This window comes from Kineosporia babensis (genome assembly GCF_021129305.1).
GTDB lineage: Bacteria > Actinomycetota > Actinomycetes > Actinomycetales > Kineosporiaceae > Kineosporia > Kineosporia babensis.
Window position 1 is genome coordinate 94731 of record NZ_JAJOMB010000016.1, and the last position, 12023, is coordinate 106753.

Sequence of the window (12023 nt, forward strand, 5' to 3'; positions counted from 1 at the left end):
AACATTGTTCAGGGTCGCGGCGGGTTCCCCTCGGCATGGCGCTGCTGGAATTGGCGGGGCGAGAGTCCGTGGAAGCGAGAGAAGGCAGCGCTGAAGGTCGGCAGATGGGCGTAGCCGGTTCGGCGGGCCACGACGCTGGGCTGGGCGCCCCCGGCAAGCAGGTCCCGGGCGATGCGCATCCGGGCGGCGTAGCGCCAGCGGCCCAGGGTCATGCCGGTCTCGTCGCGAAAAGCACGGTGCACAGCAGTGGGGACGTCGGTCTCGCTGATGGGGCCCGGCTCGCCGAGCCGACGTAGATGGTCCAGGGCAACTGCCCGCGCCCGCGCATCGACGGGCATCGGGACTGACAGCGCACGCTGGGAGGCGACCTGCTCGGCGAAAAGCTGCAGGATCCGGCGGGGGTCGTGGTTGTCGGGGCGCAGCCCGGAGCGCGCGCTGATGGAGCAGAACATCAGGTGGTCGTCCCAGGCGGGTGAGAACCGGACCTGAAGCGGCTCGCTCAGTTGAAGATCCCCGGTGGTGGCGTTCCCGAGGGGCAGCGAGACCGAGTTCTCGCGCAGGCCGGTGATGTGCTCGAGTCCGGCGGGGATCCAGGTCGCCACCCCGCGCTCGCGTTCGTAGTGCCGGCCGCCGAGGTCCAAGTAGCCGCTGCCTCGGTACATCCAGCTGAGCACGTGGATGTCGTTGGTGTGCCAGGGGGTGCTGGCCGCCGGCAGCATCGCGGGCGCTGCCGGGGCGCCGCTGGTGCGCATCATCCGGATCAGGTCGTCGGCCTGGCGGGCCGCTGCCGCCCGTTGCGTCAGCTTGCCTTCCCCGGGCCGGGCGCTGATCTCCCGGCCGAACTCGTGGGGAGTCGTTCCGAATCGGTTCTTGAAGGCCCGGGTCAGGCCGTTGCGGCTGGCGAAGCCCACGCGCAGGGCCACCTGATCCACGTCGTAGCCGCCGGCCAGGAACTCCACGGCGGCGCCGAGGCGGCACAGAAGCCGCCACTGCTCGAACGTGAGCCCGGTGCCGGTGAGGAAGTCGCGGCGCAGGGTGCGCGGGCTGGAGAGCACTCGCGCCGCCCACTGCGCGACGGTGAGATCCAATGCGGGATCGCGAATCAGTTCCTCGGCGACGGCGAGGGCACCGCGAGCGCGCGGCATCGCCGGGACCGCCATCCCCAGAGGACTGGGGTCGCCCTCGGTAGGCGCCGAGGGACGCGAACCGGGACGGTGCAGGAGCTCGGTGATCGTCTCCAGCGAGTACCCGCGGCCGCTGTAGGGGGTGACCTGCAGATTGAAGAGCTGGATCAGCCAGTCCTGCCAGTCACCAGGAACCTCGAAGTGGGTCGGGGCACAAGGCCCTTCGGCGCCGGCGTGGGGCCACAGCGGGAAGGCGACGGTGCCGGGTTCCGTGGTGATCGCGCGCTCGACCCAGTCACCTGCGGGGATCCAGGCGCCCTGGCCGGCCTGGAGGTGGATCACCGCCGTGTCGTCGAGGTGCACATGAGCCGTGCCGGTGCGGACCCAGATCAGGAGCGGCCGAACGGACGGGCCGGTCGCGCTCCACCGCGAAGGCGGTATCGGCGGCGGGTCGACCGGGCCGGCGGTGAAGACCATGTCCTAACTATGCGGCAGTTTGCGCACGCCACGATAGGTGAGGTTTACCTAACCTTAGCAACGCGCCGTTCCGCGGCCCGAGCCCATGAAGCAACCAGAAAGCTGGCTACTCCTATGCCGAAGACCTCGCGTCGGCTCACCGTGCACCCGCCGACCCTGCGCGAGGTCGAAGTGGTCCGGGTCCTCGACCTCACCCCGGGGATGCGGCGGATCACGCTGGCCGGCGACCAGCTGGGCGGGTTCAGCTCGCCCGACGGCACGGCGCGCCCGGCGTTCGCATCCTCCGGCTTCGACGACGACATCACGTTCTATTTCCCGTACCCCGGCCAGAGCGCCGCAGTGCTCCCGATCCAGGGAGAGGCCAGGCTGACCGTGCCCCGGGATCCCCGGCCGTTGTCCAGGGCCTACACGGTTCGCCGCTGGGACCCCGAGACCGGCGAGCTGGACGTGGACTTCGTCAAGCATGGCGTGGGCACGGGGACGACCTGGGCCTACCGCGCGCAGCTGGGCGACCGCGTGCATTTCAGCGGGCCGAGCACGTCGAAGGCGCTACCCGCCGACGCCGCCTGGCTGCTGGTGGCCGGCGACGACACCGCGCTGCCCGCGATCAGCCGTCTGCTCGAGGAACTGCCCGACGACGCTCGCGCCCAGGTCTTCATCGAGGTCTCCGACGACGTCCACCGCCAGGACCTGCGAAAACGGCCGGGCGTGGACGTGACCTGGCTGGTCCGTAACGGTGCCCCGGCCGGGACCGTTGCGCTGCTGACCGAGGCCGTCCGCTCAGCGCAGTGGTGGCCGGGCCAGGTGTTCGCGTGGCTGGCCGGGGAGCACAACGCTGTCCGCGACATTCGCCGCCACCTGGTCGAAGAACGCGACGTGCCCAAGGCGGACATCGATTTCGCCGGATACTGGCGGCATTCCGCGGTCGTCGCTCTGGAGGCCGACGGGGCGCTGCCTGACCCCGAGAAGTCGCTGACCCCGTTCCAGAAGCTCCACAACCTGACCGAGCTCACCGCACCGCTCGCGATCCGCAGCGCCGTCGAACTCGGCGTGCCCGACCTGATCTCCCGCGGCGTGAGCAGCGTGAGCGAACTGGCCACCAGGAGCGGCGCCGACGAGCGTGCCCTGGGCAAGCTGCTGCGTTACCTGCACGCCCTGGAGATCCTGACCCAGACCGAAACCGGCCGTTACGCGCTCACTCCCGTCGGCGACGTCCTCACTCTGGAATTCATCGCGGACAGCCTTCACCCCGATGGCGTGGTCGGTCGCGAGAGGCTCGGGCTCTTCGGCCTCACCGAGTCGATCCGCACCGGCCGGGCCGCCTACCGGTCCATCACCGGTCAGATGTTCACCGACGTGCACGCCGAACCGGACTACGAGAACCGGTACCTCGAGCGGCTGGCTAAATTCCAGCCTGCCCTGGCCGAGCCGATCGCCAAGTCCGATCTGCTCGCCGGAGTTCAGCACCTGGTGATCCACTCCGGCGGCGCCGGCGCCCAGGCCCGCGAATTCGTCGCCGTCCATGACCGCCTGCAGGTGACGATCTGTGCCCTGCCCACCCAGGCCGACTGGCTACGCCGCGACCTGCCCGAGACGATTCCTGACGAGCAGCAGCGCGCGCAGGTCAGCGTGCGGGAACAGTCCGTCTTCGAGCCTGGTCCGGCGGCCGACGCCGTGCTCGTCAGCCGGGCCTTCAAGAACCTCCCCGACGCCGACGCGGCCCACGCCCTGCGCCGGGCCGCCGAGAACCTCCGGCCCGGAGGCCGGGTGCTGCTGATCGAGGAAGTCCTCGATGCCGACGACCTGGACGAGCACGAAGGCGAGGCAGACCTGCTCGCGCTCACCGTGCACGGCTCCGGCCTACGCACCGCCGCCGAACTCGACGCCGTGATCACCCGAGCGGGACTCGTCCGCCGCGCCGCGCACACCGTCGGCTGGGGCATCACCGTCCACGAACTCCTGTCCCCCGAGAACGAAGCCAGAGAAAGCAGAACCCAACCATGACCAACTTGCGACGGCACGGCGCGGCCCTGGCCGCCGGACTCCTGAGCGCCACGATCGTCCTGACCGCCTGCGGCAGCGACGACGCAGACGACACCGGCGCCGCGTCGACCCAGACCGCGGAAACCTCCGAGACCCGCACCGTCACCGCCGACAACGGCAGCATCGAGGTTTCCGCCGCTCCCCGGCGGATCGTCACGATCGGGAACACGGGCCAGCCGATCGTCGACCTCGGCGGCAAGCCGGTGGGCATCACCGAGGTCGCCGCCTCCACTCTCGAGAAGCTGCCCGAGGATCAGCAGGCCACCTTTGCGGCCGCCACGATCGTCGGGCCCGAAGGTGGCGAGGTCGACCTGGAGAAGGTCGCCGGCCTCACGCCGGACCTCATCCTGGTGCAGTTGCCCGACGACGAGTTCGAGGCGATCGAGAAGCAACTGGAGACGATCGCACCGACGCTGTTCTACGGCCTCGACACCGAGTGGAAAGCCTTCGCCGACAAGCTCGCCGAGGCCGGCAACCTGACGCAGAACCTGAGCGCCCAGAAGACGGAGTTCGCCCAGCGGGTCAGCACCGTTCAGGAGAAGTACGGCAAGCTCATCGACGGCAGCACATTCGTCGACGTCTCCCGCGGGGACTGGAACGATCCCGGAACGTTCTACATCGCTGACATCGGCTGCTCCGAGATCGCCCGCGACGACATCGGTCTGGACCTTCCCGAGGCAGCGGCCGGCCAGGATCCCCTGGCCTACGAGTCCCTTCCGTTCGAGCAGATCGGGAAGCTGTCCGAGTACGACGTGATCACCTACCCCGTCGAGGCCGACGGCCAGCCGACCGAGGCCTTCGCACCCGTGGTCGAGACCAACACCTGGAAGGCACTGCCGACGGTGACCGACGGTAAGGCCCTCGGGGTCTTCTGCCCCGGCAACAACTCCTACGGGCCGGTCCTTCAGTACCTGGAGTCGCTCGAGCGCGCACTGGCGAAGCTCCCCGCCCAGGAATGACGACCCTCACCCGCCGACCCGTCGGTCCGGGCGCCGCGACGGCGCCCGGACCGCGTCGTCGTCTCATCGGACTGGTCGCCGCCCTGGTGCTGCTGGCCGCCCTGCTGATGCTCAGCGTCATGATCGGCTCGACCGCGATCGCGCCATCGGTGGTGTGGGACGCCCTGTTCCACCCGTCCCCCGGCCTCGACCAGTACGCGATCCGCGACTTCCGGCTGCCGCGCACGATCGTGGCCCTGGTCGTCGGCGTCGCCCTCGGCCTCTCGGGCGCACTGATCCAGGCCATCACCCGTAACCCGCTGGCCGATGCGGGCATTCTCGGCGTCCATGCCGGGGCGTCCTTCGCGGTGACCCTCGCCGTGGGACTGCTCGGCATTCGCGACATCCAGGCCTACCAGTGGTTCGCCTTCGCTGGAGCCCTGATCGTCACCCTCATGGTGCTGACCCTCGGCTCGACCCGGCAAGGCCGCTCGCCCGTGGTCGTCGTCCTCGCCGGGGTCTGCGTCACCGCGGTTCTCGGAGGTGCCCGAGAGGCCCTGCAGCTGACCAATGCGGAAGCCTTCGACGCGATGCGATCCTGGAACGCCGGTTCGGTCACCGGCCGCCCGCTGGAGGTGGTCTGGCCGATCCTGCCGTTCTTCGCAGTGGCCCTGGTCCTGGCCTTCGCCGTGTCCGGTTCGCTGAACGCCATGGCCCTCGGCGACGAGCTCGCGGTAGCCCAGGGCGTGCGTCTGGGGCGCACCCGCGTGCTCTCGGTGATCGCGCTCACCCTGCTGGCCGGCGGCGCCACCGCGATCGCCGGGCCGATCGCCTTCGTCGGGCTCATGGTGCCGCACGTGGCCCGCTGGATCGTCGGACCCCACCAGAGCTGGATCTTCGCCTACAGCATGCTTCTGGCCCCGAGTCTGCTGCTCACCTCCGACATCCTCGGCCGCCTCGTCCTGCGGCCCGGCGAGGTGCCCGTGGGCATCGTCACCGCCTTCGTCGGTGCCCCCGTCCTCATCGCGCTGGTGCGGCGGAAGGAAGCGAGCGGGCTGTGAGCACATCGAGGGTCGACTTCGGACGGCCGGTGCTGGTGGTACGGCGCCGCAGGATCGCGCTTCGGCTGGAGTGGCGATCGGTCGTCGTCTGCACCCTCTTGGCCGTCGTGCTCGCCGCTCTGGCTGTGCTGGCCCTGATGGCCGGCTCTTACGAGCTCAGTCCTGGACAGGTGGTCTCCACCCTCCTCGGTGGGGAGAGCGGAATCGTCCGCGAGATCGTCCTTCATTGGCGGCTTCCCCGGGTGGCCGCCGCGCTGGTCTTCGGAGCGGCGCTGGGCGTCAGCGGCGCGGTGTTCCAGTCGCTGCTGCGCAACCCGCTGGCCGACCCCGGCGTCATCGGGTTCGCCCAGGGTTCCTACACCGGCGCCCTGATCGTGATCCTGGTCGTCAACGGCAGCTACACGCAGCTGGCCGGCGGAGCTCTGCTGGGCGGGATGGCCACCGCCGTGGCCGTTTACGCGCTCGCCTACCGGCACGGGGTTCAGGGGTTCCGGCTGATCGTCGTCGGCATCGGAGTCTCGGCGATGCTCGGTTCGGTGAACACCTGGCTGATGCTCAGGGCCGATCTGGACCAGGCCATGGCGGCCGCCGCATGGGGAGCCGGTTCACTCAACGGCGTCTCGTGGGACCAGGTCGTCGGCGGCGGGGCCTGCATCGCGGTCCTCCTGCTGCTGGCCGCGCTGCTGAGCCGGGCGATGCGGCAGATGGAACTGGGCGACGACGCGGCCTCCTCCCAGGGGGTGCGCGTGTCGCCGACCCGTCTCGCCCTGGTCGTGGTCGGCGTGGCCCTGACCGCGGCCGTCACGGCCGCGTCGGGACCGATCGTGTTCGTCTCCCTGGTCGCCCCGCAGATCGGGCGCCGCCTCGCCCGCACCGCCGGGATCACCCTCGCCCCGGCTGCTTTCGTCGGCGCCCTGCTGTGCCTGGGGGCCGACTACCTCGCCCAGCACGTCGCTCCCACTCCGCTGCCGGTCGGCATCATCACCGTCATGCTCGGCGGTGGGTACCTCGGATATCTGCTCTTCACCGAAGCCAGGAGACGACTGTGAACCGCAGTGCGCGCCTTCATCTGGAATCGGCGACGATCGGCTACGACCGGCGGATCATCTCCGAGGACCTCTCGGTGGCGGTCCCCGACCAGTCGTTCACGGTTGTCGTCGGCCCGAACGCGTGCGGCAAGTCCACCCTGCTGCGCAGCCTCTCCCGGCTGCTGAAACCCTCGGCCGGGCAGGTGGTCCTGGACGGCGCCGACATCAGGACATACAAGACCAAGGAGGTGGCGCGGCAGATCGGGCTGTTGCCGCAGACCTCCATCGCTCCCGAGGGCATCACCGTGGCCGACCTGGTGGCTCGCGGCCGGTATCCGTACCAGGGGTTCATCCGGCAGTGGACCGAGACCGACGAGCAGGCGGTGGCCCAGGCGATGGCCCGGACCGCGGTCACCGACCTGTCCGGGCGCCTGGTGGACGAGTTGTCGGGCGGGCAGCGCCAGCGCGTGTGGGTGGCGATGGCGCTCGCGCAGGACACCGGCATCATGCTGCTCGACGAACCGACCACCTTCCTCGACATCACCCACCAGATCGAGCTGATGGAGCTGTTCGTCGACCTGCACGAGGCCGGGCACACCCTGGTCGCCGTGCTGCACGACCTGAACCAGGCCGCCCGCTACGGCACCCACCTGATCGCCATGAAGGACGGCCAGGTGGTGGCCGAAGGAGCGCCGGAGCAGGTGGTCACGGCCGAACTGGTCGAGGAGGTCTTCGGGCTGCGCTGCCTGGTGGTACCCGATCCGGTGGCCGGCAGCCCGCAGGTGGTTCCGCTGGGCCGCGAACGATCCCGGCTTCGCCCTCGGGAACGGCAGCTGTGAGGCAGCACCCCGAGAAGACCGGATCCCTTCTCATTGAGCGAGTTTCCGCGGACGAGGTCGACGTGACGTTCGTCGACGAGCCCGGGGACGACGCGACGGTCACCCTCTCGGTCGTCATCGGTCCCAGGATCGGCTTCAACCCGATCCCGCAGACATTCACTCCGTTACCCGGTAGGCCGTTTCACGTTCTCAAGCTGCGCATGCGTTCGGATCTGCGCTTCTCGTACGTGTTCACCCGTAGAGACGAACAGGTTCCGGACCCGTTCAATCCCCCGCCCAGGTTCTCCGAGTGCTCGGTGCCGAGGTTCTCCGGGGCTTCGGTGGCCGTCCTCCCCGACGCCGATCCGCTGCCCTGGCTCGACCAGGCCGCCCTACAGCTGCCCCCGGCACTGGAGTCGACCGTTCTCACCAGCAAGATCCTCGGAAACGAGCGCCGCATCTGGGTTTCGATGCCCCCGATCGCAGACCCGGGCGTCCTTCCCTTTGTCGTGCACCTGGACGGGACATCGGACCACAGCGCACCGAGCATCAGGGACGTCCTGGTACAGGCGGAGTTGATCCGGCCCTGTGTGGTGGTCCTGGTCGATCAACTCGGCGCGCAACGTAACGACGAACTGCTCTGCAACCCCAAGTTCTCCCAGATGCTGGTGGACGAGCTGCTGCCTTGGCTCCGCCAGCGCTACCCGCTCTCTTCCGACCCCGCCGACGTTGCCCTGGCCGGCGAGAGTTTCGGGGGGCTGTGCGCCGGATGGACCGCTCTGCATCACCCGGCAACGTTCGGCAACGCCATCCTTCAGTCCCCCTCGTGCGGGTACCACCCTGACCTCACGTGGGGCACCGGAGCGGCTGAACTGCTGCGCCGCAACCCCGTACCGACATTGATCGCCGACTTCCTGGCGGCCGGAACGGCACCGATCCGGATCTTCCACGATGTCGGTGAGCTGGAGAGCTCGAACACCCATAGCCGCTGGCTGGATCAGGTCCTCACCAGCAAGGGCTACGACACCGTCTACCGCGAGTTCGCCGGTGGACACGACTACGCCTGGTGGCGTGGCCTTTTTGCGGACGCCCTGCTCTGGTGCTTCCCCCGGAAGGCGGAGCGAGGCGGATGAGCGACACTGCGGGGCTGGGGCGAGGACCGCTGACCCGCTGGTTGCCGGTCTTCCTGCTGGCGCCGGCCCAACCGCCCACTGCTCAGACGTTCGGGACCGGGCCAGGCACCACTCCTGGACGGTTCCTGCTGCACGTCATCTTCTCGGTGCGGCACCTCAGTGTTCCCGCGATGCTGCTCGCGATCGTCTGGCAGGTGGGCGAGTCGGCGGTTCCGGTGGTCATGGGACTCGCGATCGACCGGGCTCTGGCGACCGGCGATGCCCAGCAGCTCGGTCTGTGGCTCGGAGTGCTGGCCGCTCTCTACATCGCCCTGACCTCGGCCGCGCGGTTCTCGTTGCGGCTGACTGCCTATGCGGTGCAGGTGCTGCAGCACCGACTGCGTGGCGCCCTTTCCACCCGCGTGCTGCACCCGATCGGCGCCAATGCCCGGGCACCGGACGGCGCCGTGGTCTCGATGATGACCACCGACGTCATGCGCCTGGCCAACGGGGTGATCCTGACGGTCATCCCGGTCTCGAGGATCACGTCGATCGGCTTCATCGCGGCCTCGCTGCTGGTGACGCACTGGATTCTCGGGCTCGTGGTGCTTGTGGGGGCGCCGGCTGTGGTCTGGTCCACAGGTGCCCTCAGCGCCCGGCTGTCCCGCGACACCCGCGAGTACCAGGCGCTGCTCGCCTCCACGGTCGGGCGGGCCACTGACCTGGTCACCGGCTACCGGGTGATCAAGGGGATGCACGCCGAGGCCGAGGCAGCCCGCCGGTACCGGCAGGCCAGCCAGGAGACTCTGGCCGGTGCCCGACGCAACGCGAGCCTGCTGGGACGTTTCCTGGCCGGCTCGGGCCTGATCAACGGCACGTTCGTCGCTGCGGTGCTGGGGCTGGCGGGCTGGTTCGCCGTGGACGGGCAACTGAGTATCGGCGGGCTGATCACCTCGGTCGGTCTCACCCAGGCCCTGCTGCCCCAGATCCAGGCGATCGCGAACGTCTCCATCCCCAACTACGCCGGCGCCCACGCCGCATCCGCGCGAATCCTCGACCTGCTGCAGGAGCACACCACGTCGGCAACTGCTCCTGCCGAACCGCACGACGTCAGGGCGATACCGGCACTGGACGTAAATCTGCCTGCCGGTCGGACATTCCGCGTTGAGCCCGGCGAACTCGTGGGCCTGCGGGCCGACGACCGTACCGCCGCCCGCATCGTCGAGGCGCTGGTGAACCCGCGGGCCGAGACAGGAGTCGGGGTGTGCCTCGACGGGATCTCCGGGCGCGAGCTGTCGCCGGACGAATACCGCTCCCGGGTCACCGTTGCCCCGCAACGCGCCACGTTGTTCAGCGGCAGCCTGCGCGAGAACGTAGCCCAGGGCTCGCCGGCCCGAGTGGATGCCGCGGTACGGGCCGCCAGCTGCGACGACTTCGCGACCGACCTCGACATCTCGGTCGGTGAGGGCGGCAACCGGCTCTCCGGCGGCCAACGTCAGCGGGTCGCGCTCGCCCGCGCCCTGGCCGGCGACGCGCCGGTGCTCGTGCTGCACGACCCGACCACCGCGGTCGACTCAGTCACCGAGCACGCGATCGCGAGCCGGTTGCCTGCCGTCCGGGCGGGCCGCTCGACCCTGCTGATCGCCTCGGCCCCGGCGCTCCTGGCTGCCTGCGACCGTGTCGTGGACCTTCCGGCCGCCGGGTCGGTGCCGTGAACCAAGGACTGCCGGTTGCCGGCGGCCGGGAAACGGCCATTCAGGTGTGGCAGCTCAGCCGCGGCTACCGGCTCCGGCTCGCCGCGACCGGAGCGCTGGGGCTCCTCAGCACCGGCGCCGACCTGGTCGTTCCCGTAGCCATCGGATTCCTCGTCGACCGCGCTCAGGCAGGCACCGCGAATCTGGCCACCGTGCTGACGGTTACGGCCGTGATGGCCCTTTCCGCAGTTCTCGGCGCGAGCGGCACCGCACTGACGATCGTGCTCGCCACCCACGTGTACCACTCGCTCCTGGCCGCACTGCGCGAGCGACTCGTCGAGCACACGATGACGCTCCCGCAGCACCTCGTCGAGCAGGCCGGCACCGGTGACCTGATCTCCCGCTCCAGCGACGACGTCAACGCGGTCGCCGATGCCGCTCCCACCGTGATCCCGGCCATCACCGTCACCGTTTTCACCATCGTCGTCTCCTTGGGTGGGCTCGCTGCACTGGAATGGCCCTACGCAGCCTCTTTCGCCGTCGCGCTACCGGTCTACCTGCTGGCCGTGCGGTGGTTCCTGCGCACCGGGCCGGGGGTCTACCGGGCCGAGCGCACGGCGATGAGCGCGCGGGCCCAGCAGATCCTCGAGTCCCAGCGTGGCTACGCCACCGTGCTCGGCTTCGGGATCGCCGAGCAACGTCATCAGGCCGTGATGACGGACTCCTGGCGGGTCGCCGTGCAGTCGCTGCGCGCCCGCACCGTGCTCAGCATGCTCAACGCCCGGCTGAACCTCGGGGAATACCTGAGCCTGGCCACCGTGCTCGTCGTCGGCTTCGCGCTCATCCGACTCGAGGCATCGACCGTCGGCGGCGCCACCACCGCCATGCTGCTCGTGCTGCGTCTGCTCGGACCGCTCAACCAGCTGCTGCTGGTCGTCGACACCCTCCAGTCCGCCCTCACCTCGCTGAGCCGCATGCTCGGCGCCGTCACGACAGTGCCGGTCCCGCCGGGCAATTCACAGCAGACCGCGGGCCGCGCCGTGCAACTCGACCAAGTCTCGTTCCGCTACGGCCAGGGACCACTGGTACTGGACCACATCGTCCTCAATGTCCCGCCCGGGCAGCACCTGGCCGTCGTCGGCGTCTCCGGAGCAGGCAAGACCACCCTCGCCGGTCTGGTCGCCGGCACCCACCTACCCGAGAGCGGGACCGTGATCCGCCCCCGCCGGACCGCGATGATCACCCAGGAGATCCACGTCTTCGCGGGCACGCTGCGAGACAACCTCACCCTCGCCGCCCCCGAGGCCGGCGACCGTGAGATCCAGGCCGCACTGGCAGCCACCGGCGCCGTCGAGATCCTCGACCACGCCCCGAACGGCCTGGACACGATACTGGGGGTGAACGGGCACCCGATCACCGAAGCGCAGGCACAACAACTCGCCCTCGCTCGCCTCCTCCTGGCCGACGCAGACCTGGTGATCCTCGACGAGGCCACCGCCGAAGCCGGATCCACCTACGCCGGCGAACTCGACCGGGCTGCCGACGCGGTTCTTGCCGGGCGCACCGCCATCGTGGTCGCCCACCGACTCTCCCAAGCAGCAACCTGCGACCAGATCGTGGTGATGGAGCAAGGCCGGATCATCGAGACCGGCCAGCACGACGAACTCCTCACCGCCGGCGGTGTGTATGCCAGGTTGTGGGCGGCTTGGGAGAGCGACCGGTAACAGC

9 protein-coding genes are annotated in these 12023 nt (G+C 69.8%); 8 read left to right on the forward strand and 1 reads right to left on the reverse strand.

What is annotated here, in order from left to right:
- Nucleotides 1–8: 8 nt before the first annotated feature.
- The gene (locus LR394_RS26100) at nucleotides 9–1601 is read right to left on the reverse strand and encodes an AraC family transcriptional regulator (RefSeq protein ID WP_231446849.1); all 1593 of its coding nucleotides are present in this window, start codon (nucleotides 1599–1601) and stop codon (nucleotides 9–11) included.
- Between the two features lie 114 nt (nucleotides 1602–1715).
- Between LR394_RS26100 and LR394_RS26105 the strand changes: the two genes are divergently transcribed.
- The 8 genes from LR394_RS26105 to LR394_RS26140 are packed head-to-tail and all read left to right on the forward strand — an operon-like array spanning nucleotide 1716 to nucleotide 12019.
- Entirely contained in the window at nucleotides 1716–3605 is a 1890-nt protein-coding gene (locus LR394_RS26105) for a siderophore-interacting protein (protein ID WP_231446851.1), read from the forward strand.
- Nucleotides 3602–4603, forward strand: a complete 1002-nt coding sequence (locus LR394_RS26110) for an ABC transporter substrate-binding protein (RefSeq protein ID WP_231446853.1) — start codon at nucleotides 3602–3604, stop codon at nucleotides 4601–4603. Before LR394_RS26105 ends, LR394_RS26110 begins: the two co-directional genes overlap by 4 nt.
- A complete protein-coding gene (locus tag LR394_RS26115) occupies nucleotides 4600–5643 on the forward strand; it encodes a FecCD family ABC transporter permease (protein WP_231446856.1) in 1044 nt (347 codons plus the stop codon). Before LR394_RS26110 ends, LR394_RS26115 begins: the two co-directional genes overlap by 4 nt.
- Complete coding sequence (locus LR394_RS26120; RefSeq protein ID WP_231446858.1) at nucleotides 5640–6692, forward strand: FecCD family ABC transporter permease; 1053 nt, start codon at nucleotides 5640–5642, stop codon at nucleotides 6690–6692. The genes LR394_RS26115 and LR394_RS26120 overlap by 4 nt, the downstream gene beginning before the upstream one ends.
- Nucleotides 6689–7510: an ABC transporter ATP-binding protein gene (locus LR394_RS26125; RefSeq protein ID WP_231446860.1), complete on the forward strand. Its 822-nt coding sequence runs from the start codon at nucleotides 6689–6691 to the stop codon at nucleotides 7508–7510. The genes LR394_RS26120 and LR394_RS26125 overlap by 4 nt, the downstream gene beginning before the upstream one ends.
- Nucleotides 7507–8622, forward strand: a complete 1116-nt coding sequence (locus LR394_RS26130) for an alpha/beta hydrolase-fold protein (protein WP_231446862.1) — start codon at nucleotides 7507–7509, stop codon at nucleotides 8620–8622. The genes LR394_RS26125 and LR394_RS26130 overlap by 4 nt, the downstream gene beginning before the upstream one ends.
- Nucleotides 8619–10316, forward strand: coding sequence for an ABC transporter ATP-binding protein (locus LR394_RS26135; RefSeq protein WP_231446864.1), 1698 nt, complete (start codon nucleotides 8619–8621; stop codon nucleotides 10314–10316). Before LR394_RS26130 ends, LR394_RS26135 begins: the two co-directional genes overlap by 4 nt.
- Nucleotides 10313–12019: an ABC transporter ATP-binding protein gene (locus LR394_RS26140; RefSeq protein WP_231446865.1), complete on the forward strand. Its 1707-nt coding sequence runs from the start codon at nucleotides 10313–10315 to the stop codon at nucleotides 12017–12019. Before LR394_RS26135 ends, LR394_RS26140 begins: the two co-directional genes overlap by 4 nt.
- Nucleotides 12020–12023 lie beyond the last annotated feature (4 nt).